Raw genomic sequence first — 23,951 nt, 5'->3', positions numbered from 1 at the left:
ATGGACGCGTGACCGACACCGAGCCCGACCCGGGCGCCGTCCCCTGGCTGAGCGCCGAGGAGCAGCACTCCTGGCGCGCCTTCGTGCGGATGCACCTGAAGCTCTCGGCCCGCCTGGCCGCCGACCTCCAGGCGCAGTCGGGCCTGTCGCCAGCCGACTTCGAGGTCCTCGTGGCGCTCACCGACGTCCCCGAAGGCCGCGTCCGCTTCCAGGACCTCGCCAAGGGCATCGACTGGGAGCAGAGCCGCCTGTCCCACCAGATCCGCCGCATGGCCAAGCGCGACCTCGTCGCCCGCGAGGAGTGCGAAGAGGACGGCCGCGGCGCCTACGTCGCGATCAGCGGGCACGGCCGCGCCGTCATCGGGGCCGCCGCCCCGAAGCACGTCGCGACCGTGCGCCGCCTCGTCCTCGACGGCCTCACCCCCGAGGAGTTCGCCGAACTCGGCCGCCTCTCCGCCAAGCTCGCCGACCGGATCGACCGCGCCGAGCCCTAGCAGGGACGCCCGCCGCTCAGGCCCGGGCCGCACCGGTCATGATCGCCACCGCGTCGGTCATCGAGTGGGACTGCGGCGTGATCACCGCCGCCCGCCTGCCCAGCCGCTGGATGTGGATGCGGTCGGCCACCTCGAAGACCTGCGGCATGTTGTGCGAGATCAGGATGACCGGGGTGCCCCGGTCGCGCAGGCTCGCGATCAGCTCCAGCACCTGCCGCGACTCGCGCACCCCCAGGGCCGCGGTCGGCTCGTCGAGCACGACCACCTTCGAGCCGAAGGCCGCCGCCCGCGCGACCGCCACGGCCTGGCGCTGGCCGCCCGAGAGGTTCTCGACCGGGACGGTGACGTCCTGGAGGGTCGTGATCCCCAGCTCGGCCAGCTCCTCCTCGGCGCGCCGGCGCATCCGCTTCGTGTCCACCACCCGCAGCAGCGTCCCCAGTGGACCCGGCTTGCGCAGTTCGCGGCCCAGGAACAGGTTCGCGGCGATGTCGAGCGCGGGGGAGACGGCGAGGGTCTGGTACACCGTCTCGATGCCCTGCGCGCGGGCGTCCTGCGGGCGCTTGAACTGCGCCCGCCGCCCTTCGAGCCGGATCTCCCCCTCGTCCGGGATCTCCGCGCCCGTCAGGCACTTGACGAGCGTCGACTTCCCGGCGCCGTTGTCGCCGATGACGGCGAGCACTTCGCCGGGGTACAGGTCGAGGTCCGCGCCGTCGAGGCCGACGACGCGGCCGTACGTCTTGACCAGGCCGGTCGCCTGGAGGACCGGCTCGCGGGAGCCGCTGTCGCCGGTGCTCATGCGCGTGCCTTTCGGATCCACTGGTCGATCGAGACGGCGGCGATGACGAGCACGCCGACCGCGAAGGTCTGCCACAGGACGTCGACGCCGACCAGGGCCAGCCCGTTGCGGAAGACGCCGACGATGAGGGCGCCCAGGAGCGTCCCCCACACGGTGCCGCGCCCGCCGAACAGGCTCGTGCCGCCGATGACCACCGCCGTGATCGAGTCGAGGTTCAGGTCGACGCCGGTGTTGGGCGAGGCGGCGTTGGACCGTCCGATCTGGATCCACGCCGCGACGGCGAGGATCGCCCCGGCGGCGAGGTAGACGCTCGCCAGCACCCGCGGGACCCTGATGCCCGCCAGCCGGGCGGCCTCGGGGTCGTCCCCGGCGGCGTACACGTGGCGGCCCCACGCCGTCCCCTGGAGGATCAGCGCCAGCGCGACGTAGAGGACCAGCATCATCACCACGCCCAGCGTGATGTTGACGCCGCCAATGGAGAACGTCTCGCCGGTGAGCGTCAGCAGGTCCGGCATGTCCCCGCCGCGCACGGTCGCGCCGCCCGAGTACAGGAGCGTCAGCGCCAAAAAGACGTTGAGCGAGCCGAGGGTGACGATGAACGGCGGGAGCTTCAGCCTGGTGACCAGGAAGCCGTTCAGCGCGCCCGCGCCGAGCCCGACCGCCAGGCCGAGCGCGAGCCCGAGCGGCGCCGGGACCCCGTTCTGCACGGTGGTCTGCGCGATCACCATGGAGGCGAGCACCATGACCACGCCGACGGACAGGTCGATCCCGGCGGTGAGGATGATGAGCGTCTGCGCGAGGGCGAGCGTCCCGACGACCGCGACCTGCTGGCTCACCAGGGACAGGTTGGACGGTTCCAGGAAGCGCTCGTTGAGGCCGCCGAAGACGGCGACGGCGGCGATGAGCACGATGGCCGGGCTGATCGCCGGGTGGCGGTGCAGGAGGTTGCGGACGGCGCGCAGGGGCGTGGACCGGTCGAGGAACTCCTCGGCCAGGTCGGGCGCCGCCGCGTCGGTGCGGTGCTGGTTCACGTGTGCTCCGATGTTCTCAGGGTCGGCGGGGGACTAGCCCCAGCAGACGTCGGCCGCCTCGGCGGAGGTGATCGACTCGATGCCCTCGTGCGGGGTGTCGGTGACCAGTTCCACGCCGGTGTCGAAGAAGTCGAGCCCTTCGGTGGTCTCGGGCGCCTCGCCGGTGGTGACGAGCGAGTGGATCGCCTCGACACCGAGCTGGGCCATGCGCACCGGGTACTGCTGGCTGGTCGCGCCGATGACGCCGTCGGCGACCGCGTCGACCCCGGCGCACCCGCCGTCGACCGAGGCGACGATGAGGCCCTCGGTGGCGCCGGCGGCGTCGAACGCCTCGTACGCGCCGTAGGCCGCCGGTTCGTTGATCGTGTAGACGACGTTGATGTCGGGGTTGATCGACAGGAGGTTCTCGGCCGCGGTGCGCCCGCCGTCCTCGGCCCCCTGGGAGGCCTCGTGCCCGACGATCTCGTACCCGCCGCCGGAGTACTGCCCGGTGGCGGCCTCGTCGCCGTAGGCCGCGGGGTCGGCGGTGTCGATGCCCATCCCGTCGAGGAAGCCCTGGTCGCGCTGGACGTCGACCGAGACGATCTTGTCGTCGAACAGGTCGATCATGGCGATGACGGCCTGGTCGCCGCCGAGCTGGGCGGCGGTCCACTCGCCGATGCGCTGGCCCGCAAGGAAGTTGTCGGTGGCGAAGGTGATGTCGACCGACTCGGGGTCGGACGGGGGCGTGTCCAGGGCGATGACGTACAGGCCCGCGTCGCGCGCCCGCACGAGCGCGTCCTCCACGCCCGGTCCGTTCACGGTGATGAGGATGCCGTCGTCGCCGCGGGAGATGGCGTTCTCGACGGCCTGGATCTGGGAGTCCTCGTCGCCGTCCTCGCGGCCCGCCGCGACGGTGAGGTCGACGCCGGCCTCCTCGGCGGCGGCCTCGGCGCCTTCCTGCATGGCGACGAAGAAGGGGTTGGCGGTGGTCTTGACGATGAGCGTGACGCCCACGGTGTCCTCATCGGAGCCGCCGCCGGAGCAGCCGGTCAGCGCGAGGGTGCCGGCGGCGAGCGCGCCGGTCGCCGCGAGGGCCCGGGTTCGCAGAGTGCGATTCATCGGTGAATCCTCCTGGAGGTCAGGCATCGCCGCCTCTTTGACAACGATGTCAACGACAGTAGTAGTTCATGCGACCGTGTAGAGTCAAGACCACCCGATCTTTGGAGGTCGAATCGTGACATCGTTGTCAGACCAGCAGGTCTCGCGCAACGGCTCCCGTCCGACGATGCGGGAGGTCGCCGAGCTCGCCGGGGTCGGCATCAAGACCGTCTCCCGGGTCATCAACGGCGAACCGAACGTCACCCCCGAGACCGCACAGCGGGTGCGCGACGCCGCCAGTGCCCTGGACTACCAGCCGGACCTGCACGCCGGGAACCTCCGCCGGTCCGACCGCCGCACCCGCACGCTCGGCCTGCTCGTCGGCAGCGTCGACAACCCCTTCGCGGGCGCCGTCCACCGCGCGGTCGAGGACGCCGCGACCGGTCGGGGCGTCGCCGTCTTCGCCTCCAGCCTCGACGACGACCCGCAGCGCGAACGCGAGGCCGTGTCCGCGTTCCTGCGCCGCCGCGTCGACGGGCTCATCCTCACCACCGCCACCGCCAAGCAGACGTATCTGCTCCCGGAGCTGCGGCGCGGCACCCCGATCGTGTTCGTCGACCGCGAGCCCTCGGGGCTGGAGGCCGACGCCGTCGTCAGCGACAACTTCGGCGGCGCCGCCCGGGCCGTCGAACACCTGCTCTCCCACGGGCATCGGCGCGTGGCGTACCTGGGCGACCTGCGCGACCTGACGACCGCCCGCCACCGCCGCGAGGGCTTCCTCGACGCCCTCGCCCGCGGCGGTGTGCCCGCCGCGGACGCCCACGTGGTCGAGGACCTGCACGACGAGAACAGCGCCAGGGACGCGCTGCTGCGGCTGCTCGACGGGCCCGACGCCCCGACCGCCGTCTTCAGCGCCCAGAACCTCATCACGATCGGCGCGCTGCACGCGCTGCGCGAACGCGGCCGCCACCGCGACACCGCGCTCGTCGGCTTCGACGACATCGAACTCGCCGACCTCCTCGAACCCGGCGTCACCGTCATCGCCCAGCACCCCGAGGACCTGGGCCGCATCGCCGCCGAGCGGGTCTTCGCCCGCCTCGACGGCGACGCCTCTCCGGCCCACCGCGTCGTCGTCGGCACCACCCTCATCGTGCGCGGCAGCGGAGAGATCCCGCCCCGCCCGGACGCGGGCGGCTAAAGGAGCCCGGGCGCCCCGCGCCTCAGACCCATTCGGGCACTTGGGCGTAGCGGGCGCCGAAGCCGCCGGTCGGCAGGATCTCCTTGACCGCGGCCAGGTCGGCCTCCGTGAGCTCCACGCCCGCGGCGGCGGTGTTCTCCTCGACGCGGGACCGGCTGCGGGAGCCGGGGATCGGGACGATGTAGTCCCTCTGGCGCAGGGTCCAGGCGAGCGCGAGCTGCGGCACGGTGATCCCCTTGGCCTGCGCGAGTTCGCCGAGCCGGTCGACGGCCGCGACGTTCTTCTCGAAGTTGCCCTCCAGCCAGCGGGGGTCGTTGCGCCGCATGTCCGACTCGTCGTACTCGCTGGCGGGGCGGGCGCTGCCGGTGATGAAGCCGCGGCCGAGCGGCGAGTAGGCGACGAAGCCGATGCCGAGCTCCTCCAGGACCGGGAACAGCCGCTCCACGTCCCGCTCGAACAGGGAGTACTCGGTCTGGAGGACCGAGACCGGCTGCACGGCATGGGCTCTGCGGATCGTCTCGGGCCCGGCTTCGGAGAGCCCGAAGTACTTGACCTTCCCGGCGTCGACGAGCTCCTTGACCGTGCCCGCGACGTCCTCGATCGGGACGTCGGGGTCGACGCGGTGCTGGTAGAACACGTCGAGGCGGTCGGTGCCGAGGAAGCGGAGGCTGTTGTCGGCGACCTTGCGGATGTTCTCGGGGCGGCTGTTGAGGCCGAAGCCCTTCGCGAGGTCGGAGAGGTCGAAGCCGAACTTCGTGGCGATGACGACCTCGTCCCGGAAGTCCTTGACGGCCTCGCCGAGCAGCGTCTCGTTCGAGCCGGTGCCCAGGCCGTAGAGCTCGGCGGTGTCGAAGAAGTCGACGCCCAGCTCGTACGCCTTGCGGATGGTGGCGCGGCCCTCGGCCTCGTCGCCGGGGCCGTACGCCATGGTCAGGCCCATGGTGCCGTAGCCGATCGCCGAGACCCGGAGTCCTTGCGTGCCGAGTGCGCGGTGCTGCATGACAGATTCCCTTCGTCAAACCAAACGGTTCGGTTTGAACGCTACCCCCTCGGAACCGCGATCGTCAAACCGAACGGTTCGGGCAGGTATGCTGGGCAAATGTCGCCCGCCCACAGCCCTGAAGCCACCCGCGACCGCATCCTCGCGGCCGCGCGGTCCGAGTTCGCACGCTACGGAATCGCGGGCGCCCGCATCGACCGGATCGCGAAAACTGCCAAGACCAGCAAGGAACGCGTCTACGCGTACTTCAAGAGCAAGGAGGCCCTGTACCGGCACGTCACGGCCGCCGAGCTGACCGCCGTCGCCGAGGCGACGCGCCTGGACCCGGCCGGCCTTCCCGAGTACGCGGGCCGCCTCCACGACTACTACGCGGCGCACCCCGAGCGGTACCGGCTCATGCAGTGGGGGCGCCTCGAACTCGACGCGGGCGACACCGAGGACCCGATCCGCGCCACCATGGCCGGCAAGCTCAAGCGGCTGCGGCAGGCGCAGGCCGACGGCGTGCTCGACCCGTCCTGGGACCCGATCGACATCCTGGTGCTGCTCAACCAGATCGCCGCCGCCTGGGCCGGGCAGATCGACTTCCTCCCCGCCGACCCGGCCGAGCGCGAGCGGTACATGGGCGAGCGCCGCGAAGCCGTCGTCGCCGCCGTCGCACGCCTCTTCCCCGCCGCCTAGGCCGCGATCATCAGCCACAGGGCCGCGACGCTCAACCCCAGGAACGCGAGCGGCCCGTAGAAGTTGTGGAACACCCGCTCCCTCACGTGCAGCGCCGACGCCAGCACGAAGAACACCACCAGGCCCGCCGCGGCCGCGATCCCCAAGGGCCGCCACGCGAACCCGGCCGCCAGCCCCAGCGCCGCCGCGCCCTTGACGACCCCCAGGAACGGCAGCCACGAGTCCGGCACCCCCACCGCCCGCGAGTTCTGCTTCACCCACGCCGCGCCCATGAAGTTCCCGACGGACTCGACCGCGTTGGCGGCGATGCAGATCAAGGTGACGACGACGAAAGCGACGAACATCGGGCGGTCCTCCGGTCCTGCCCGGCGGCACCTCCGCCGGACGTCCCAAGTCTCCGACCGATCCCGCCGCACGTCCAATACCAGTATCGATAACCTGTGGTTATGGATGTCGACACGCGGCTGCTGCGCTCCTTCGCCACCGTCGCCGAGGAAGGGAACCTCACCCGCGCCGCCGAGCGGCTCTACCTCTCGCAGCCCGCGCTCACCAAGCAGATCCGCCAGCTCGAAACCCAGCTCGGCGCCCGCCTCTTCGACCGCTCCAAGCACGGCATGGCCCTCACCGGTCCCGGCGCGGCCCTCGCCGCCGCGGCCCCGGCCGTGCTCGCCGCCTGGGACGGCGCCCGCCGCGCCGTGCGCGCCGCCGAGGCCGAGGCGTCCCGCGTGCTCCGCGTCAGCTTCCTCGCCAGCGCCGCCAACGAGAAGACCCAGCCGATCATCGCCGCGTTCCGCGAGCGCCGCCCCGACTGGCGCGTCGAGCTGCGCCAGGCCAGCTGGGGCGACCCGATCGCCGGGCTCGTCTCCGGTGACGTGGACGCCGGGTTCATGCGGCTCCCGTTCCCGCGCCAGGACGAGTTCGACGCGGTCGTCCTGCTCACCGAGCCGCGCTGCATCGCCATGGCCGCCGGACACCCGCTGGCGCAACGGGAGTCGCTGTCGATGGCGGACCTCCTCGACGAGCCGTTCATCGCCGCTCCCGCCGCCACGGGCGCGTTCCGCGACCACTGGACCGCCGCCGACGCCCGCGGCGGGCGCCCCGTCAACGTCGGCGCCGTGACCGAGCACCCCGACGACTGGCTCACCGCCATCGCCAACGGCGACGGCATCGCCCTCGCCCCTGCGAGCGCCGCCCGCTACTACGCCCGCCCCGACATCGCCTACCGCGAGGTCGCCGGGGTCGCCCCGAGCGACGTCGCCCTGGTGTGGCCCAAGGGGACCGGCACGTCGGGCCCGCTCGCCGACCTCATCGCCGCCGCGACCGCGCTGGCCGACTGACCGGGGAGTGGGCGGTGTCGCGGCCCGTCGGATACTGTGCGGTCGGGCGGCGCCGGTGCCGCGGATCGGGGGGATCGCATGACGGGCGGACTGCTGTGGAGCCTGACGGGCCTCGCGCTCCTCGACTCGGTCAACGCCGCCACGATCTGGATCGTCATCGTGATCCTGCTGGGCGCCCGCCGCCCCGCACCCACCGGCTGGGCGTTCATGCTCGGGGCCTTCGCGTCGTTCCTGGTCATCAGTTTGATGTTCTACTTCGGACTGTCCTTCGCCGACTCGGTCCTCGACGGGTTCACCCTCTGGCTCCGCCGCCTCCTCTTCGCGGGCCTCGCGGTCGCCCTGATCGTCATGGGCGTCCGCAGGCTCCGGCCCCGTGAACGCAAGGGCTACACCCTCCCAAGTTGGGTCAACGCCTGGACCGCCGTCCCGTTCGGCCTCCTCGCCACCCTCGGCGACCTCCCCAACGCCTTCCCGATGCTCCTCGCCGTCGAACGCCTCATCGACGCCCACATCCCCGCCCCCGCCGCCGTCGCGGTCCTCATCGGCTACACCCTCGTCTACGCCCTCCCCGCGGCCCTCATCCTCGCCGCCGGCCTCGCCTTCAACGACGAACTCCGCGAGCAGCTCCAGTCAATGCTCAAGGGCCGCACCACAGGCACCGCCGCCCCGAGCCCCAAGACCGCCGCAGCCTGCTTCGCCGGAGCCGCCGCCAGCCTCGCCGTCCTCGCCCTCTGGATCGGCTGAACGACGCGTCCGGTTCATAGGGAATTCACCTTTCTGCAACCATCGATGTCGATCCGACGTGTCCCAAGGTGTAGGAACCCCCGCCTCGGCGCTCGCGCCGGGGTGGTCCGCATCTGAGCGAAACGAGACCACCGATGACCCCTTCATCGCGTCGCGCCGCGGCACGCATAGGTTCGATCGCGCTGGCCGCCGCATTCGCCGCCGCCGTCGCGGCCCCCGCGCAGGCGCAGGCGGACTTCACCTTCAACGCCTATGTCGTGACGACCTTCGGCAACCAGTTCGAGGCGGGCTTCCCGGAGGCCGAACGGCAGGCGGGCACGCTCGTCGTCTCGGTCGACGCCGGAGGGCAGGCGATCGAGGTCGAGAGCACGCGCGCCGTCCTCACCATTGACGAGTCCTTCGCGGGTCTCTCGCTCGACACCGAGGACGAGCGGTGCACCGCCTCCGGGAACACCCTCACCTGCGAAGAGCCCGACCGGTTCACGGGCTTCGCGGCCGAGTTCGGGTTCTTCCTCGTGGTCGAACCGGAGGTGCGGCCCGGCGACGTCGCGGCCTACGAGATCGCCGTGGACGCCGACGGCGCGACCGACACGATCGAGCACACGTGGGAGTTCGCCGAGGCGGGCTCGACGGCACCGGACTACGTCGTCAACGCCCACGACGCCGCGTCCCCCGCGCCCGGCGCCGCCGCGAACCCTGCCGTCGAGTTCCAGTACAACGGCGAGCAGGGCTACGAGGACTTCTACTTCCGGGTCCACGGCCGCGCCTACTACCCGCAGCAGGGCTACGTGACGCCCGTGCTCGACTACGCGAACTGCGGCCTGGATGAGGGCGGCTCCGAGTACTGCATCCTGGAGGGCTTCGCGCCCGAGCCCGGCCGGGTCTACGAGCTGTCGGCCGACACGCCAATCGACCTCGTCCCCACCGCCGACGCGCCCGGCCCGATGCGGTTCCCCGAGGCGGTCGTCATGGAGGCGATCACCGACGAGGACCTGATCGACTCGATCGACTTCTACGACGCCGACACCGAACTGGCGTTCGTGCCCGGCGACGCCGAGCGCATCCCGAACCACCCCTACTTCGACGTCATCACCGCAGACAACCCCTTCGACCTCGACATGGCCGACGCGAACGTGAACGGGTCGGCGGGCGACGACGCCTTCTACGACATCGCCTACACCAACGACTCCGCGGTCGACGCGATCATCAGCATCCCGCCGTGGGACGTCGACGTCTTCGACCCCTACCTGGTCGCGATCCAGCTCCCCACCGGCGTCGAGGTCACGGCGGGTGACCCCGAGACCGGCTACTTCACCACCCCCGACCGCTACGGCTGCCAGAACCTCCACATCTACGAGCGGCCCGCGTACGCAGGCATCGTCGCCCCCTACGGCATCGACGACCTGGACCTGGTCTGCGAGATCGGCGACGTCGTCCAGTCCGGCGCGACTGAGACCTTCCGGCTCCCCGTCGAGATCACCTCCGGCACGCCCACGGCGGACGGCCGCAGCGCCGTCCTCGACCCCGCCCTGTTCTGGGGCGAGCACGCGCTCGAAGAGTACGAGATGACCCCTGCGGACTTCCCGTTCCTGGACGCCGACCTCGACAACAACACCTCGGTTCTCAGCCTCAACACCGAGACCCCCGGCCTCCCCGCGACCGGCACGTCCCCGGGCCTCCTCGGCGGGCTCGGCGCGCTGCTCGTCGGTGCGGGCGCCGCCGCAGCCGTTCTCGCACGCCGGTTGAAGGCCGCTCAGTGAGGCGGACCGGTTCCGCGCCAGCGGAACCGGTCCACCAGCTCCTTACCAGTCGTGGACGGTGCCGTCGTGGAGGCGGTTGAACGGCAGGTACGCCTGGACGTACGGGTACTTGCCCGCCTCGTCCGCATCGAGTTCGACGCCCAGGCCGGGCTGGGTGCCCGGGTGCAGGTAGCCGTCCGTCCACGTGAACGACTGCTTGAAGACCTGGTCGGTCTTGGCGCCGTGCTTCATGTACTCCTGGATGCCGAAGTTGTGAATGGACAGTCCGAGGTGCATGGCGGCGGCCATGCCCACGGGGGAGATGTCCGTGGGGCCGTGCATGCCCGACTTGATCTGGTATTGGGCCGCGTAGTCGAGGACCTTCTTCAAGTGGCTGATGCCGCCGGTGTGGGTGACCGCCGAGCGCACGTAGTCGATGAGCTGCTCGCGGATGATCTGCTGGTAGTCCCACACCGTGTTGAAGATTTCCCCGATCGCCAGCGGCGTGGTCGTGTGCTGGCGAACCAGGCGCAGGGCCTCCTGGTTCTCCGCGGGCGTGACGTCTTCGAGCCAGAACAGGTCGTACGGCTCAAGGCTCTTGCCGAGCTGCGCGGCCTGGATCGGGGTGAGCCGGTGGTGGGCGTCGTGCAGCAGCGGCAGCTCGGGACCGAACTCGTTGCGCACGGCCTCGAAGACCGTGGGCACGTGCCGCAGGTAGGAGCGGGTGTCCCAGTCCTCCTCATTGGGCAGTGCCCCGCGCTGGGCGGGCTCGTGGTCGTACCTGACCCCGTCCATCGCCTCGTATGTCGCGTTCGAGGCGATCCCGTAGATCGACTTCAAACCGGGGACGCCGGTCTGGATCCGGATCGCCCGGTACCCCTGCTCCTGGTGGGAGCGAACGGAGTCGAACAGCTCCTCGGTGTCCTTGCCCGACGCGTGCCCGTACGCGAGGAGCCCGTTGCGGGAGGCCCCGCCGAGCAGCTGGTACACGGGCATCCCGGCGGCCTTGCCCTTGATGTCCCACAGCGCCATGTCCACTGCGGCGATGGCGGCCATGGTGACCGGGCCGCGGCGCCAGTACGCGGAGCGGTACAGGAACTGCCAGGTGTCCTCGATCCGGTGCGCGTCGCGGCCCAAAAGCAGCGGCACCACGTGCTCGGTCAGGTACGAGACGACGGCGAGCTCGCGACCGTTCAGCGTCGCGTCCCCGAGGCCGGTGAGGCCGTCGTCGGTGGTCAGCTTCAGGGTGACGAAGTTCCGGTCGGGACTGGTGACGATCACTTCGGCGCGGTCGATGATCATGCGCGGCCTTTCCGTGCGGGGGAGCGGCGGTCCAGGGGTGGCGTCGGCAGGGTACCGCTTGCCACCGGCCCCCCGTCAAGCCCCGCGCCCGGTGGTAGGGCGGACCGTACCCCCGGTCGGGGGGTTCACAGGGTCGGTCTGAGCCGTTGCGGCCCATAGGGTTCGATGCATGAGAAGACGCATTGCCACCGCCGCTGCGGCCGCCGTGGGACTCCTCGCCGGGTTCGCCGCCGTTCAGGTCGCGAACGCCGACGCCGACCGGCCGGGACGCCGCCTCGACACCGCCCTCCTGGAGGACCGCCTCACCGACGTCGCCGCCCTGACCGACGGATCGGTGCTGGTCGAGGTCCGCGACGGCGACGACGCCTGGCGCGCCGCCACCGGACCCAGGAGCCCGGAGGAGGACGCCCCCGACGCGCGGCCCGGCGACCGGGTCCGCATCGGCAGCGTCACCAAGTCCATGGTCGCGGCCGTCGTCCTCCAGCTCGACGGCGAAGGCGAACTCGACCTCGACGACCCGATCGACCGGTACCTCCCCGGACTCCTCCCGTACGAGGAGCAGCCCACCGTCCGCCAGCTCCTCGGGCACACCGGCGGCGTCCCCGACTGGGTCGCCCTCGCCTACCCCGGCATGGAGGAAGGCGACCTCGCCGAAGTCCGCGAGGGCTACGAGACCTACTACGAGCCAGAGGAACTGGTCGCCATCGCCGCCGCTGAGGACCCCCTCTTCGCACCCGGCGAAGGATGGGCCTACTCCAACACCGGCTACACGCTCCTCGGCCTCCTCATCGAAGAGCGCACCGGCCACAGCCTGCGCCACGAGCTCCGCGAACGGGTCTTCGCACCCGCGGGCCTCCACGACACCGACCTCCCGCGCCCCGCCACCGCCGGCATCCGCGGCCCGCACTCCGTCCCCTACATCACCACCGGCGACCCCGACGACCCGTACTTCGACGCCTCGGCCGCCTCGAACTCCCAGCTCTGGGCCTCCGGCGGCGTGGTCTCGACCGTGCGCGACGTCGACGACTTCTACGACGCCCTCACCGACGGCACCCTGCTCACCGCCGAGCAGCTCGCCGAAGCGACCGCGTTCGCCGACACCGGGACCGGCTTCCAGTACGGCCTCGGACTCGGCGCGATCGCACTCGACTGCCCCGACGGCCAGGAGGTCTTCCTCGGCCACGTCGGCGACGGCATGGGCCACCAGACCCAGACGTTCCACTCCCTCGACGGCGACCGCGACGCCACCGTCTCGTGGAGCATCGACGACAAGCACGGGTGCCACGACCCCGAGCAGTTCGGCGGCGCCGTCTTCGCGCTCCTCGCCGCCGGGCTGTGCCCCGCGCCCGCCTGAGCTGGCGGTGCTTGGGGCGGGGCGGGCTAATGTGGTGCCCATGCGTGTGACGATGCGCGAGGTCGCCGTGCGGGCGGGGGTCTCGGTCAAGACGGTTTCCCGCGTGGTGAACGAGGAGCCGCACATCCGCCCCGAGACCCGCGACCAGGTGCGCGCGGCCATCGCCGACCTCGGCTGGCAGCCCAACGCCTCGGCCCGGACCCTGCGCACCGGCCGCACCGGCGTCGTCGGCATCGCCGTCGCCGGACTGCGCCGCCCCCTCCTCGCCGCCCTCGTGGAACGCCTCGTCATGGAGTTGGACCGGCACGGCCTCCACGCCACCGTCGAGCCCACCCACGACGACCCCGCGAGCCTCACCGCCGCCCTCGAACTGCGCGGCCACACCTTCGACGCCCTCCTCGCCATCGACGCCCCCGACCTCCCCGCCGACGCCGTCGCCGCCCAGGACGGGCCCGTCGTCCGCGTCGACATCACCCGGCGGCTCCCGGCCGAACCCGCCGTCGACGTCGTGCGCGCCGACCTCGACCAGGCCGTCAACACCGCCCTGCGCCACCTCAGCGTCATGGGCCACCACCGCCCCGTGCTCATCGGCCCCGGCCCCCTCGCCGAACCCGGCCGGGCCCTCGCCCGCGTCGACCCCGGCCCCGGCGAGATCGGCCGCGCCGCCGGATTCAAGGCCGCCCAGCGGGCCCTCACCGAGCACCCCGGCGTGGACGCCCTGATCTGCGGCACCGACGAGATCGCACTGGGAGCGCTCGCCGGACTCCACGCCGCCGGAGTGGACGTCCCCGGCCGCGTCGCCGTCATCGGCTACGGCGACCTCGACGACGCCCGCTTCAGCACGCCCTCGCTCACCACCATCGACCCCGACCCGATCTCCCTCGCGCGCAACGCCGTCGACCTCCTCACCGCCCGCCTCGCCGCACCCGGCCGCCCGCCGGAGTCCGTCACCGTCCCCGTCACCCTCGTGCAGCGCGAGTCGACCTCGGCGGCCGCGCGATGAGGCGCCCCACCCTCGCCGACGTCGCGGCCGTCGCCCGCGTGTCCCCCAAGACCGTCTCGAACGTGCTCCTCGGCCGCCCCTACGCCGCCGAAGCCACCCGGGCCCGCGTGTGGCAGGCCGTCGAGGCCGTCGGCTACCGCGTCAACCGCGCGGGCCGCGCGCTGGCGGGCGGCGGCAGCGGGCGCATCGCGATCGTCGTCCCGAACCTGCACCAGCCCTACTACGCCGAGAACGCCGAGCGGCTGATCCTCGCGCTGGAGGCGAAGGGGCTCACCACGACCCTGCGGATCGCCACGGACGGCCGGTCCGGGCTGCGAGCCGTCCGCGGCGAGACCACCGCGGACGCGGACGGCGTGATTGTCTTCCCGAACTTCCACCCCGACCACCTGGGGGACGAGGCCCCCGAGCGGCCCGTCATCCAGTTCGGCGGCGGCCCCTCGGGGCTCCTCGACACCGTGGTCATGGGCCAGCACGAGGGCTTCGCGGCCGTCACCCGCCACCTCCTCGACACCGGGCGGCGCCGACTCGCCCTGGTGTGGAACGCGACCGAGAGCGGACTGCCCGACGGCCCGCGGTACGAGGGCTTCCTCGCGGCGCTCGCCGAGTACGGCGTGGAGGCCGACCCCTCGCTCATGGTCGCGGGCTCGGACTGGGACCGCCGCGCCCCCGGGTTCGAGGCGATGTCGGGCCTGCTGGCCTCCGGGGCCGAGTTCGACGCGGTGGTCTGCATCAACGACGCCGTGGCCGTGGGCGCCCTGCGGGCCCTGCGCATCCGCGGCGTCCGCGTCCCCGACGACGTGGCGCTCACCGGCTTCGACGACACCGACGAGGCCGAGTTCACCGTGCCTCCACTCACGACGGTCAGCCCGGAGCACCAGGCCATGGTCGACGCGGCCGTGGCGATGCTGATCGAGCGGCTCGGCGGCGAGTCCGGCCCGCCGCGCGTGCGCCACACCGGCGCGCACCTGATCCCGCGAGCCTCCTCGGGCGTCCCCCGCTAGCACGCCCCCAACGTGGCCGCATCGTTATGGTTCACGTTCACATTTTCTGTTGTCTCGTCATTGACAACGCTGAACCGGATGCATATATTCATGTGGATCTTGGTCGCCGGGAACCCGGCGATCGCGTGAAACCCCAGGTAGCGGCCGCCCCGACGATCCCGAACGCCGCCGCCGACGCACACCCCGGCCCCGACTCAAGGAGGAGTCTTGCTCCCGAAACCGAACCGCCGCAGCGGACCCGCGGCCGTCGCCTCACTCGCCGCAGCGGCGCTCCTGCTGAGCGCCTGCGGCGGCGGAGGCGACGACGACAACGCGCTCCACATCCTCGTCGTCAAGCACCCCCTCACCGGGCCCATGGCCGACATGGCGTGGACCGCCGAGATCGAGAAGGCCGCGGGCATCCCCATCGAGTGGGAGGAGGTGTCGGCCGACTGGGACCAGAAGAAGTCCACAATGCTCGCCGCCGGTGACATCCCGGACCTCGTCATCGGCGCCAACGCGATCACCGACGCCGACATGGTGACCTTCACCGGCCTCTTCGAGGACCTCGGCGACGACATGGACTCGCTCCCCAACGTGCAGGCCATGTTCGACGCCCTGCCCGAGACCGAGCTGATGGCGACCCGCCCCGACGGCGAGGTCTTCTCCGTGCCGTCCTACCGCCGCTTCTGGCCCGAGACCGCGACCCGCCAGTACGTCAACCAGCAGTGGCTCGACAACCTCGGCCTGGCGCAGCCGACCACCTGGGACGAGCTGCACGACGTGCTCCTCGCCTTCAAGACCGAGGACGCCAACGGCAACGGCGACCCCGACGACGAGATCCCGATCGACTGGTCCCCGGCCGGCGAGGGCGGCTTCGGCTACTTCCAGCCCTCCGTGTTCCTCGGCAGCCTCGGCCTCCCGATCACCAACGGCGGCGGCTCCGGGTACTTCGTGGAGGACGGCACGGTCGGCAACTTCCTCACCGACCCCCGCTACAAGGAGGTCGTGTCGTTCCTGCACGACCTGTACGCCGACGGCCTCGTCAGCCCCGAGGTCATGACCCAGGACTACTCGACCTACCAGTCCGTGGGCCGCGGCGACGGCGACACTGCGAAGGTCGGCTTCTCGTGGGGCTGGACGGCCTCCGACCGCTTCGGCCCGCAGATCGCCGACCAGTACGCCCCGATCGCGCCGCTCGCGGCCGACGCCTCCGTCGCCGCTACGGACCTGGCCTGGACGTACGACTCCTACTCGCTCAACTACGGCGTCAACACGGTCACCATGTCCGCGCAGAGCTCCAAGAAGGACGCGGCCCTCAAGGTCATCGACGCCTTCTACGACCAGGACCTCTCGATCCAGGCCCTGTGGGGCGACTTCGGGACCAACATCGAGGAGGGCGGGAACGGCGTGTACACCGTGCTGCCCCCGGCCGACGCGACCCTGGACTCCTCCTCCTGGAAGTGGACGACCACCCTCGCCGACAACAGCCCCGGCTGGATCCGCGACGACATCGAGGTCGCCCTCCCGGCCGACATCCAGGAGGCCGTCGAGGACGAGGAGCCGATCGCGGGCGCCCTCGCCAACATCGACCCGGCCACCGACATCTGGCCCGGCGAGCTCATCAAGATGAACGCCGAGGACTCCAGCCGCCTCTCCCTGCTGCACACCGACATCCTCGGCCCGGCCATGCAGCGGTGGGCCACCTGGATCACCGAGGGCGGCGTCGAGTCCGAATGGGACGCCTACACCGCCGAGCTCGAAGGGCTCGGCCTGACCGAGGCCGTCGAGATCCACCAGAAGTACTACGACGAGTACCTGGCGGCCCAGGGATGACCTCCGCGACCACCGTCCGGCCCGCCGGGGGCACCGCCCCCCGGCGGGCCGGGGGCCCGGTCCACCGCCTCAAGCGGCACTTCCGCCGGTACTGGCAACTGTGGGTCATGGTCGCCCCGGCCGTCGCGTTCGTCGCGGTCTTCGCGTACGTGCCGATGTACGGCCTCCAGCTCGCGTTCCGCGAGTTCGACTTCGCCGCGGGCATCACCGGCGGCGACTGGGTGGGCCTCAAGTACTTCCAGCAGTTCTTCGACAGCCCCCAGTTCTGGAACCTGCTGCGCAACACCGTGGTCATCTCCGTGAGCACCCTCGTCGCGGGCTTCGTGGCCCCGATCGGGCTGGCCCTCATGGTGAACCAGGTGTTCGGGCGGCGCCGCAAGAAGTTCCTCCAGACCGCGACCTACCTGCCGCACTTCATCTCGATCGTGGTCATCGTGGGCATGCTCCAGGTGTTCCTGTCGCCGACCTCGGGCCTCATCACCCGCGTGGTGGGCCTGTTCGGCGTCGACGACGCGAACTTCCTCGGCAGCGCCGGCGCGTTCGTCCCGGTCTACGTGCTGTCCGAGGTGTGGCAGCACGCCGGGTGGAACAGCATCATCTACCTCGCCGCGCTGTCGAGTGTGGACCCGCAGCTGTACGAGGCCGCGAAGATCGACGGCGCCGGCCGCTTCAGCATCATCCGGCACATCGACGTCCCCGCGCTCGTGCCGACCATGATCGTGCTGCTCATCCTCAACATGGGGAACGTGCTGAACACCGGCTTCGAGAAGATCTTCCTGATGCAGAACCCGCTCAACCTCGGCGTCTCCGAGGTGATCGCGACCTACGTCTACAAGATCGGCATCCTCTCCAACCAGTTCAGCTACGCGACGGCCATCGGCCTGTTCAACACCCTCATCAACTTCGCGTTCCTGGTGGTCGCCAACCAGATCGCCAAACGCGTCTCCAACACGAGCCTGTGGTGAGCCCGATGCAGCGTCTTTCCGTCAAGCGGGGCCCGTTCGCCGCCCTCCGCCGCGACACGCCCGGCGACCTAGTCTTCAAGGCCCTCCTGGCCCTGTGCTCCGTCCTGGTGCTGCTGGTGGCCCTGTACCCGATCTACTTCGTGGTCATCGCCTCCGTCAGCGACCCGACCATGGTCTCCACCGGCCGGGTCTGGCTCGTGCCGCGCGACCTCTCCTGGTTCGGGTACGAGCAGATCCTCGCCGACGAGCGCATCTGGAACGGCTACCGGAACACGCTCCTGTACGCCGTCGCCGGGACCGCGCTCAACCTGCTGGTGACCATGCCCGCGGCGTTCACGCTCTCGCGCAGGGAGTTCCGGCCGCGGCGCGTGCTGATGTTCTTCTTCGCGTTCACGATGTTCTTCAGCGGCGGGCTCATCCCGATGTACCTGCTGCTGCGGGACCTGAACCTGCTCGACAACTGGCTGGTGTTCGTCCTGCCCTCGGCGGTGAACGTCTTCAACCTCATCATCGCCCGCTCGTTCTTCGAGCACTCGCTGCCCGAGGAGCTGCACGAGGCCGCCTCGATCGACGGCGCGAACTACTTCCAGTTCTTCGCGAAGATCGCCCTGCCGCTGTCCATGCCGATCCTCTCCGTCATCGGCCTGTATTACCTGGTGCAGCACTGGAACGACTTCTTCACGGGCCTGGTCTTCGTCCGCGACTACAGCCTCCAGCCGCTCCAGATCGTCCTGCGCGACATCCTCATCTCGAACCAGGCGTTCTCCGGGGGCGCGGGCGGGGCGGGCGGCGCCGGGGCCGGGTCGTACGCGCAGCAGTACGCCGACCAGATCAAGTACGGCGTCATCGTCGTCTCGACGCTGCCGGTGATCGTGCTGTACCCGTTCCTCCAGCGCTACTTCGAGAAGGGCGTGATGATCGGGGCGGTGAAGGGATGAGGCCCGCGTTCCTGGAGTGGTACCAGCGCCTCGGCCGGCTCGGCCTGCGGCTGCTGTGCCTGCACCTGCTGTGGATCGCGTGGACGCTGCGGGGCGGGATCGCGCTCGGCGCGTTCCCGGCCACCGCCGCGCTGCACGCCGTACTCCGCGACGACGCCCGAACCGCCATTGCGCACCCCGACGAGCCGCCGGTCCTGGCCGGGCTGCGCGCGAAGTTCGGGGAGCACTGGAAGCGCGAGTTCGCCGCCGCCAACCGGCTCGGGTTCCTGCTGGCGCTGTGCTGGGCGTTCCTCGTCGTGGACCGGCGGGTCGTGGAGCACCTCGACCTCGGCGCGGCCGGGCCGCTGCTCGCGGGCGGGCTCACCGTCGCTGGCGTCGTCCTCGGCGTCGTCACGGTCCTGGTGTGGCCCTTGCAGTCCCACTTCGACGAGGGCGCCGGGGCACTGCTGCGCCGGGCCCTGGTCCTGGCGGCCGCGCGCCCGGCGACCGCGGTCCTCGCGGGCGTGGGCGTCGGCGTCCTGCTGTGCGCCTACTACCTGGTGCCGGGCCTGGTCCCGGTGTTCGGCGTCGCGGCCCCGGCCGCGCTCGCGACGGCGGTGCTGTGGCGCTCGGGCGTGCTCGCGCCCCGCGCGCTCGTCAGCGCGTGAACCCGGCCTTGAGCTCGGCGAGCTTCTCGGCGGCGAACCGCATCCCGTCGGGGAACCGGTCCTCGGGGTCCCAGCGCCACGCGGTGATCATGGCGAGCATGACGATCCGGCACTCGCGCACCAGATCGGGGTCGGCGCCCTCGTAGTGCGCGGCGACCGCGTCGGGGGCGTGGGCGACGTCGAACTCGACGGGGCCGCGGCAGCACGTCTCGAAGTCGATGAACCGCGGGCCGCCGGCGGTGGCGAGCAGGTTCCCGGGGTGCGGTTCGCCGTGCAGCACTTGGTCGCCGCCGCGTTCGGCGATCTTGCGGCCGAGGTCGAGCGCGTCGAGGAGCACCCGCCGGTCGTCCTCGGGGAGCGCGGGGCTGCGGTCGCGGTCGCCCACGATGCCCCTCGCCTCCGCGACCCGGTCGGTGAAGTGCGGGGTGGGGACGTCGAGTGCGCGCATCCCGGCGTGGAGGCGTGCGAGCGCGTCGGCGTACTCGGCGGGCGGAACCACCTCGGCCGCGGGCGGGTAGTAGGTCCAGAACGTGACGGTGAACCCGTCGTGCTCGTGGACGCGCGGCGGGTCGTGCGGGACCGCGACCGGTGCGCCCGCGGCGGCGAGCCGCCCGGCGACGTCCAGCTCGAACGCGGACACCTGCGCCTCCACGGGCGCCACGCGGGCGAGCACGTCGCACGGCAGCAGCCGCAGCGCGTACTTGTCCGACTCCTGGAGCGCCACGGCCTCCGTCGCGTCGAGCCCGATCGAGGCGGCCGCCGACTCCGCCGCGGCCACCGCCCGCGCCAGCCTGGAAAGCCCCATCCGCACCCCTCACTCTCGAACCGGCGCCGAGCCTACCAAGCCGCCAGGTATTGACCCAAATGAATTGTTCCCGGTAACATTCGGAGTCATCGACGTCCGCGGCCGTCGTCATACCCGGCTCCGACGACATCCGCAGCAGCGCCGAATCGATAGGCTGGGGGTATCGCGCGGCACCCCGCGCGATGCCCCGGCTGGTGCGAAGGACGGACCCGATGGAGACCATTCCCTTGGAGGGCGCGCGTGGCGAACACGAGTGCTGACAAGCCGAACATCCGGCAGGTCGCGCGGCTCGCCGGGGTCTCCCATATGACGGTGTCGCGGGTCCTCAACAACTATCCGCACATCAAGGACGCCACCAGGCGCCGCGTCCTGGAGGTCATCGAGGAGCTCGACTACCGGCCCAACATGGCCGCGCGCGCCCTCGCGACGCAGAAGAGCCAGCGCATCGGCGTGATCGTGGAGAGCGCCGTCGAGTTCGGGCCCACGAGCACGCTCCGCGCCCTGGAGTCCACGGCCCGCGCCGCCGGGTACGCGGTCAGCTCGATCAGCCTCGGCGACGGCGACGGGATCTCCCCGCAGGAGGCCGTCGACAACCTCACCACGCAGGGCGTGGACGCGCTGTGCGTGATCGCGCCCCGCTCGTCCTCGATCGCGGCGCTGCGCAAGATCTCGATCGGCGTGCCCGTCCTCGTGGTCAAGCCCGACCGCGACCCGACGTTCCTCACCGTCTCCCTGGACCAGCAGGAGGGCACGACGCTCGCCGTCGACCACCTCGTCTCCCTGGGCCACCGGGACATCCTCCACCTCGCCGGGCCGCTCGACTGGCTCGACGCGAGGGCCCGCGAGCGGGCGTTCCACTCCCGCGCCAAGGCGTGGGGCGTGCGGGAGCGGCCGATCGTGGTGGGCGACTGGAGCGCCGACTTCGCGTACGACTTCGCCAGGGGGATACAGGAACTGCCGGACTACACGGCGGTCTTCGTCGCGAACGACGACATGGCGGTGGGCCTCGTCCACGGCCTCTCCGAGCGCGGCTTCTCCGTCCCGGGGGAGATCAGCGTCGTGGGCTTCGACGACGTGCCGCTGTCGGCGCACGTGCTGCCGCCCTTGACGACGGTGCGCCAGAACTTCCGCGCCCTGGGCGTCGCGATCGTGGACCTGCTGCGCGCGGCCATCGAGGACCGCGAGATCCCCAGGGTCACCAGGATTCCCGCCGAGCTGCTGGTGCGGGCCTCCACGGCCGCGCCGCGGGAGGTGTCCCGATGAGCAAGCCCGTGGTGGAGATGTCCGGCATCACCGTGGAGTTCTCCGGGGTGCGCGTGCTCGACGGCGTGGACCTCGCGCTGTACCCCGGTGAGGTCCATGCGCTCATGGGCGAGAACGGGGCCGGGAAGTCGACGCTCATCGGCGCTCTCACCGGCACGCTCCCGATCCTCTCGGGCGAGGTGCGCATCGAGGGCGAGGAGCGGATGCCGATCGGCGTGGCGCGCAGCCGGGCCGAGGGCATCGCGACGGTGTTCCAGGAGACGCACCTGAGCCCGCACCTGACGGTGGCCGAGAACGTCATGATCGGCAACGAGGTGCGCGGGCCGTTCGGCATCGACTGGAAGGCGAACCGCGCCCGCGCCGCCGAGGTCCTCGCCCGCCTGGGCCTGGACGACCTGGACCCGCGCAGCCCGCTGTCGGCGCTGTCGCCCGCGGTGAAGCAGCTCGTGGCCGTGGCGCGGGCCCTCGTGGTGGAGCCGCGCGTGCTCGTCCTCGACGAGCCGACGTCCAGTCTGGACGCCTCGGAGGTGCGCACGCTGCTGCGCGTGGTGCGCGGCCTGCGCGACCGCGGCGTCGCGATCCTGTTCGTCTCGCACTTCATCGAGCAGGTCTTCGAGGTCGCCGACCGGATGACGGTGCTGCGCGGCGGGCGCCTGGTGGGGGAGTACCTCGCGGCCGAGCTCGACCGCTCCGACCTCATCTCGAAGATGCTCGGCGAGGACATCGAGGCGCTCAAGGCGCTGCGCTCGGAACGCCTGGCGCACCACTACTCCGCGTCCGGCAAGCCCACGCTGCGCGCCGAGGCGCTCGGACGGCGCGGGACGCTGGACCCGACGGACATCGAGCTGTCGCGCGGCGAGGTCGTGGGCTTCGCGGGCCTGCACGGCTCGGGCCGGACCGAGCTGGCGCGGCTCATGGGCGGCGCGGAGCGGGCCGACAGCGGCGAGATCTGGGTGGACGGGGTGCGCGTCCAGCTGCGCAGTCCCGGTGCGGCCCTGCACAAGCGCATCGCGCTCTCCACCGAGGACCTGCGCGGCGAGGGCATCATCGCGGGGCTCACGGCCCGCGAGAACATCGTGCTCGCGCTCCAGGCGATGCGCGGCTGGTCGCGGCCCCTGTCGCGGGGCGAGCAGGGCGCGCTCATCGAGACGTACCTCGAAGCGCTGCACCTGGACCCGGGCGACATCGACCGCCCGGTGGCGGAGCTGTCGGGCGGCACGCAGCAGAAGATCCTGCTCGCGCGCCTCCTCGCGACCCGCCCGCACGTGCTCATCCTGGACGAGCCGACGCGCGGGGTCGACATCGGCGCGAAGCTCGACATCCAGCGGCGCGTGGCGCAGCTGGCGGGCGAGGGCGTGGCCGTCGTGTTCATCTCCTCGCAGCTCGAAGAGGTGGTGCGCCTGAGCGACCGGATCGTGGTCCTCAAGGACCGCGAGAAGATCGGCGAGCTCAGCAACGGCCCCGGCGTCACCGTGGACACGATCGTGGAGATGATCGCGGCGGGCCTCGACGGCGATCACGGGGAGTAGCCGGATCACGATTGCGACACGGGTCTTGTGCTCCCGATTTTGTTCCCGGTAACATAAATCGCGCGGCGCAACCCCTGCGTCACCGCGAACGGCGGCGGACCCTGCCCGGGCCGCCCCGCCGGACCCCTCAGCGTCCGGCATCTCAAGGAGGAGAACCATGTCTGCAAAGCAGCGCATCGTCCAGGTGCTCGGCGCCGCGACGGCCGGCGCCCTCGCGCTCGGCCTCACCGCCTGCGGCGGCGGTGAAGGCGGCGACGACGACGGCCTGACCACCGTCGGCTTCGTCGCGGTCGGCCCGGAGGGCGCGTGGCGCGAGGCCAACGAGACGAACATCCAGGACACCTTCACCGAGGACGCGGGCTACGAGCTGAAGTACGCCCCCGCCACGAACCTCGACCAGAAGTCCCAGATCGACGCCTTCACGTCCTTCGTGGACGAAGGGGTGGACGTCATCCTGCTGTCGGCCACCGAGGCCACCGGCTGGGAGGACTCGCTCAAGCGCGCGCAGGAGGCCGAGATCCCTGTGATCCTCCTCGACCGCGGCATCGAGCCCGACGACACCGACCTCTACGTCACGCGCATCGCCCCCGACAACATCCAGGTCTCCACGGCCGTCGCCGACTGGGCCGTCTCCGCGTTCCCCGACGGCGCCAACTACTTCGTGCTCGAAGGCCCCGCGGGCGTCTCGGTCGTGAACGAGCGCAACGAGGGCTTCGACGCCGTCGCGGGCGCCCAGGCGAGCCTGGTCAAGGTCGGCGCGCAGACCGCGAACTGGTCCACCGAAGAGGCCAAGAGCGTCGTCGAGACCGTCCTGAAGTCCAACGACAACAATGTGCAGTTCATCTTCGCGCAGAACGACGAGATGGGCCTGGGCGCCGTGCAGGCCGTCCAGGAGGCCGGCCTCACCCCCGGCACCGACGTCAAGATCGCCACGATCGACGGCACCAAGAACGCCCTCGAATCCCTCGCGGCCGGCGAGCTGAGCTTCGTCGCCGAGTACAACCCGCTCTTCGGCGAGACCGCCCTCGAAGTGGTCGAGAAGGTCCTGAACGGCGAGGACGTCGAGTCCAGCATCGTCGTCCCCAGCGCCACCTTCGACTCGCCCGAGGCCGCCGAGACCGCGCTGCCCGACCGGAAGTTCTAGCCCCGGTACCACCCCTCCGGCGCGGGGTCCGACCACGTCCCCGCCCCCCCGCCCGCCCCCCCGGGCGGCCGGGCGCCCGCCCGCGCCC

At 71.5% G+C, this 23,951-nt stretch carries 23 protein-coding genes; 16 read left to right on the top strand and 7 right to left on the bottom strand.

The window, feature by feature from the left end; all coding sequences use genetic code 11:
* Positions 1-8: 8 nt before the first annotated feature.
* On the top strand, positions 9-494 hold the full coding sequence (locus AB0A65_RS24100) for a MarR family transcriptional regulator (protein ID WP_359954644.1): 486 nt from the start codon (positions 9-11) through the stop codon (positions 492-494).
* 16 nt (positions 495-510) lie between these two features.
* On the opposite strand, the gene AB0A65_RS24095 is transcribed toward AB0A65_RS24100, so the two are convergent.
* Genes AB0A65_RS24095 through AB0A65_RS24085 form a run of 3 tightly spaced genes read right to left on the bottom strand, consistent with a single transcriptional unit; the run spans position 511 to position 3,422 of the window.
* Positions 511-1,290 carry an ATP-binding cassette domain-containing protein gene (locus AB0A65_RS24095; protein WP_359954642.1) on the bottom strand — a complete coding sequence of 260 codons (780 nt, stop codon included), beginning with the start codon at positions 1,288-1,290 and terminating at the stop codon, positions 511-513.
* Positions 1,287-2,321 (bottom strand): ABC transporter permease, encoded by a 1,035-nt coding sequence (locus tag AB0A65_RS24090; RefSeq protein ID WP_359954640.1) that lies wholly within the window; start codon positions 2,319-2,321, stop codon positions 1,287-1,289. The genes AB0A65_RS24095 and AB0A65_RS24090 overlap by 4 nt, the downstream gene beginning before the upstream one ends.
* Before the next feature lie 33 nt (positions 2,322-2,354).
* Complete coding sequence (locus AB0A65_RS24085; RefSeq protein WP_359954638.1) at positions 2,355-3,422, bottom strand: substrate-binding domain-containing protein; 1,068 nt, start codon at positions 3,420-3,422, stop codon at positions 2,355-2,357.
* A 166-nt stretch (positions 3,423-3,588) separates the two neighbouring features.
* On the opposite strand from AB0A65_RS24085, the gene AB0A65_RS24080 reads away from it, so the two are divergent.
* A complete protein-coding gene (locus AB0A65_RS24080; protein WP_359954769.1) occupies positions 3,589-4,599 on the top strand; it encodes a LacI family DNA-binding transcriptional regulator in 1,011 nt (336 codons plus the stop codon).
* A gap of 22 nt (positions 4,600-4,621) precedes the next feature.
* Here the strand turns inward: AB0A65_RS24080 and AB0A65_RS24075 are convergent, their stop codons facing one another.
* Positions 4,622-5,599, bottom strand: coding sequence for an aldo/keto reductase (locus AB0A65_RS24075; protein ID WP_359954636.1), 978 nt, complete (start codon positions 5,597-5,599; stop codon positions 4,622-4,624).
* Between the two features lie 99 nt (positions 5,600-5,698).
* Here AB0A65_RS24075 and AB0A65_RS24070 point away from each other — a divergent pair, with 99 nt between their 5' ends.
* Positions 5,699-6,277: a TetR family transcriptional regulator gene (locus tag AB0A65_RS24070; protein WP_359954634.1), complete on the top strand. Its 579-nt coding sequence runs from the start codon at positions 5,699-5,701 to the stop codon at positions 6,275-6,277.
* Here AB0A65_RS24070 and AB0A65_RS24065 read toward each other — a convergent pair.
* Positions 6,274-6,621: a DoxX family protein gene (locus AB0A65_RS24065; protein ID WP_359954632.1), complete on the bottom strand. Its 348-nt coding sequence runs from the start codon at positions 6,619-6,621 to the stop codon at positions 6,274-6,276. The genes AB0A65_RS24070 and AB0A65_RS24065 overlap by 4 nt on opposite strands.
* Before the next feature lie 102 nt (positions 6,622-6,723).
* Between AB0A65_RS24065 and AB0A65_RS24060 the strand changes: the two genes are divergently transcribed.
* From AB0A65_RS24060 to AB0A65_RS24050, 3 genes are all read left to right on the top strand, one after another.
* Positions 6,724-7,614: a LysR family transcriptional regulator gene (locus AB0A65_RS24060; protein WP_359954630.1), complete on the top strand. Its 891-nt coding sequence runs from the start codon at positions 6,724-6,726 to the stop codon at positions 7,612-7,614.
* 78 nt (positions 7,615-7,692) lie between these two features.
* Positions 7,693-8,358 carry a GAP family protein gene (locus AB0A65_RS24055; protein ID WP_359954628.1) on the top strand — a complete coding sequence of 222 codons (666 nt, stop codon included), beginning with the start codon at positions 7,693-7,695 and terminating at the stop codon, positions 8,356-8,358.
* A 134-nt stretch (positions 8,359-8,492) separates the two neighbouring features.
* Positions 8,493-10,118, top strand: a complete 1,626-nt coding sequence (locus tag AB0A65_RS24050; RefSeq protein WP_359954626.1) for a hypothetical protein — start codon at positions 8,493-8,495, stop codon at positions 10,116-10,118.
* A 42-nt stretch (positions 10,119-10,160) separates the two neighbouring features.
* Here AB0A65_RS24050 and manD read toward each other — a convergent pair whose 3' ends face one another.
* Entirely contained in the window at positions 10,161-11,399 is a 1,239-nt protein-coding gene (gene manD, locus AB0A65_RS24045) for a D-mannonate dehydratase ManD (protein WP_359954624.1), read from the bottom strand.
* 169 nt (positions 11,400-11,568) lie between these two features.
* Here manD and AB0A65_RS24040 point away from each other — a divergent pair, with 169 nt between their 5' ends.
* From AB0A65_RS24040 to AB0A65_RS24010, 7 genes are all read left to right on the top strand, one after another.
* A complete protein-coding gene (locus tag AB0A65_RS24040; RefSeq protein ID WP_359954622.1) occupies positions 11,569-12,753 on the top strand; it encodes a serine hydrolase domain-containing protein in 1,185 nt (394 codons plus the stop codon).
* 40 nt (positions 12,754-12,793) lie between these two features.
* Positions 12,794-13,756, top strand: coding sequence for a LacI family DNA-binding transcriptional regulator (locus tag AB0A65_RS24035; RefSeq protein ID WP_359954620.1), 963 nt, complete (start codon positions 12,794-12,796; stop codon positions 13,754-13,756).
* Positions 13,753-14,757 (top strand): LacI family DNA-binding transcriptional regulator, encoded by a 1,005-nt coding sequence (locus tag AB0A65_RS24030; protein WP_359954618.1) that lies wholly within the window; start codon positions 13,753-13,755, stop codon positions 14,755-14,757. Before AB0A65_RS24035 ends, AB0A65_RS24030 begins: the two co-directional genes overlap by 4 nt.
* Before the next feature lie 207 nt (positions 14,758-14,964).
* Positions 14,965-16,572, top strand: a complete 1,608-nt coding sequence (locus AB0A65_RS24025; RefSeq protein ID WP_359954617.1) for an ABC transporter substrate-binding protein — start codon at positions 14,965-14,967, stop codon at positions 16,570-16,572.
* A gap of 107 nt (positions 16,573-16,679) precedes the next feature.
* On the top strand, positions 16,680-17,537 hold the full coding sequence (locus AB0A65_RS24020) for an ABC transporter permease subunit (protein WP_359954767.1): 858 nt from the start codon (positions 16,680-16,682) through the stop codon (positions 17,535-17,537).
* Positions 17,538-17,542: 5 nt separating this feature from the next.
* Complete coding sequence (locus AB0A65_RS24015; protein WP_359954615.1) at positions 17,543-18,475, top strand: carbohydrate ABC transporter permease; 933 nt, start codon at positions 17,543-17,545, stop codon at positions 18,473-18,475.
* The gene (locus AB0A65_RS24010; RefSeq protein ID WP_359954613.1) at positions 18,472-19,122 is read left to right on the top strand and encodes a DUF624 domain-containing protein; all 651 of its coding nucleotides are present in this window, start codon (positions 18,472-18,474) and stop codon (positions 19,120-19,122) included. The genes AB0A65_RS24015 and AB0A65_RS24010 overlap by 4 nt, the downstream gene beginning before the upstream one ends.
* On the opposite strand, the gene AB0A65_RS24005 is transcribed toward AB0A65_RS24010, so the two are convergent.
* Positions 19,112-19,927, bottom strand: a complete 816-nt coding sequence (locus AB0A65_RS24005) for a phosphotransferase (RefSeq protein ID WP_359954611.1) — start codon at positions 19,925-19,927, stop codon at positions 19,112-19,114. The genes AB0A65_RS24010 and AB0A65_RS24005 overlap by 11 nt on opposite strands.
* A gap of 240 nt (positions 19,928-20,167) precedes the next feature.
* On the opposite strand from AB0A65_RS24005, the gene AB0A65_RS24000 reads away from it, so the two are divergent.
* The 3 genes from AB0A65_RS24000 to AB0A65_RS23990 all read left to right on the top strand — a co-directional run bounded on the left by AB0A65_RS24000 (position 20,168) and on the right by AB0A65_RS23990 (position 23,863).
* Positions 20,168-21,190, top strand: coding sequence for a LacI family DNA-binding transcriptional regulator (locus AB0A65_RS24000; protein WP_359954609.1), 1,023 nt, complete (start codon positions 20,168-20,170; stop codon positions 21,188-21,190).
* A complete protein-coding gene (locus AB0A65_RS23995; RefSeq protein ID WP_359954608.1) occupies positions 21,187-22,719 on the top strand; it encodes a sugar ABC transporter ATP-binding protein in 1,533 nt (510 codons plus the stop codon). The genes AB0A65_RS24000 and AB0A65_RS23995 overlap by 4 nt, the downstream gene beginning before the upstream one ends.
* Before the next feature lie 157 nt (positions 22,720-22,876).
* Positions 22,877-23,863: an ABC transporter substrate-binding protein gene (locus AB0A65_RS23990; protein WP_359954606.1), complete on the top strand. Its 987-nt coding sequence runs from the start codon at positions 22,877-22,879 to the stop codon at positions 23,861-23,863.
* Positions 23,864-23,951 lie beyond the last annotated feature (88 nt).

It is taken from the genome of Glycomyces sp. NPDC047010 (genome assembly GCF_040644205.1).
Lineage (GTDB): Bacteria > Actinomycetota > Actinomycetes > Mycobacteriales > Micromonosporaceae > Glycomyces.
This window is presented reverse-complemented; position numbering and strand designations above follow the sequence as displayed.

Excerpts from the sequence above, each read along its gene's own strand:
- AB0A65_RS24085 (WP_359954638.1), bottom strand. The coding sequence starts at position 3,422 with ATGAATCGCACTCTGCGAACCCGGGCCCTCGCGGCGACCGGCGCGCTC.
- AB0A65_RS24010 (WP_359954613.1), top strand. The coding sequence starts at position 18,472 with ATGAGGCCCGCGTTCCTGGAGTGGTACCAGCGCCTCGGCCGGCTCGGC.
- AB0A65_RS24005 (WP_359954611.1), bottom strand. The coding sequence starts at position 19,927 with ATGGGGCTTTCCAGGCTGGCGCGGGCGGTGGCCGCGGCGGAGTCGGCG.
- AB0A65_RS24080 (WP_359954769.1), top strand. The coding sequence starts at position 3,589 with ATGCGGGAGGTCGCCGAGCTCGCCGGGGTCGGCATCAAGACCGTCTCC.
- AB0A65_RS23995 (WP_359954608.1), top strand. The coding sequence starts at position 21,187 with ATGAGCAAGCCCGTGGTGGAGATGTCCGGCATCACCGTGGAGTTCTCC.
- AB0A65_RS24035 (WP_359954620.1), top strand. The coding sequence starts at position 12,794 with ATGCGTGTGACGATGCGCGAGGTCGCCGTGCGGGCGGGGGTCTCGGTC.
- AB0A65_RS24060 (WP_359954630.1), top strand. The coding sequence starts at position 6,724 with ATGGATGTCGACACGCGGCTGCTGCGCTCCTTCGCCACCGTCGCCGAG.
- AB0A65_RS23990 (WP_359954606.1), top strand. The coding sequence starts at position 22,877 with ATGTCTGCAAAGCAGCGCATCGTCCAGGTGCTCGGCGCCGCGACGGCC.
- AB0A65_RS24075 (WP_359954636.1), bottom strand. The coding sequence starts at position 5,599 with ATGCAGCACCGCGCACTCGGCACGCAAGGACTCCGGGTCTCGGCGATC.
- AB0A65_RS24050 (WP_359954626.1), top strand. The coding sequence starts at position 8,493 with ATGACCCCTTCATCGCGTCGCGCCGCGGCACGCATAGGTTCGATCGCG.
- AB0A65_RS24055 (WP_359954628.1), top strand. The coding sequence starts at position 7,693 with ATGACGGGCGGACTGCTGTGGAGCCTGACGGGCCTCGCGCTCCTCGAC.
- manD (WP_359954624.1), bottom strand. The coding sequence starts at position 11,399 with ATGATCATCGACCGCGCCGAAGTGATCGTCACCAGTCCCGACCGGAAC.
- AB0A65_RS24030 (WP_359954618.1), top strand. The coding sequence starts at position 13,753 with ATGAGGCGCCCCACCCTCGCCGACGTCGCGGCCGTCGCCCGCGTGTCC.
- AB0A65_RS24065 (WP_359954632.1), bottom strand. The coding sequence starts at position 6,621 with ATGTTCGTCGCTTTCGTCGTCGTCACCTTGATCTGCATCGCCGCCAAC.
- AB0A65_RS24095 (WP_359954642.1), bottom strand. The coding sequence starts at position 1,290 with ATGAGCACCGGCGACAGCGGCTCCCGCGAGCCGGTCCTCCAGGCGACC.
- AB0A65_RS24020 (WP_359954767.1), top strand. The coding sequence starts at position 16,680 with ATGGTCGCCCCGGCCGTCGCGTTCGTCGCGGTCTTCGCGTACGTGCCG.
- AB0A65_RS24015 (WP_359954615.1), top strand. The coding sequence starts at position 17,543 with ATGCAGCGTCTTTCCGTCAAGCGGGGCCCGTTCGCCGCCCTCCGCCGC.
- AB0A65_RS24040 (WP_359954622.1), top strand. The coding sequence starts at position 11,569 with ATGAGAAGACGCATTGCCACCGCCGCTGCGGCCGCCGTGGGACTCCTC.
- AB0A65_RS24070 (WP_359954634.1), top strand. The coding sequence starts at position 5,699 with ATGTCGCCCGCCCACAGCCCTGAAGCCACCCGCGACCGCATCCTCGCG.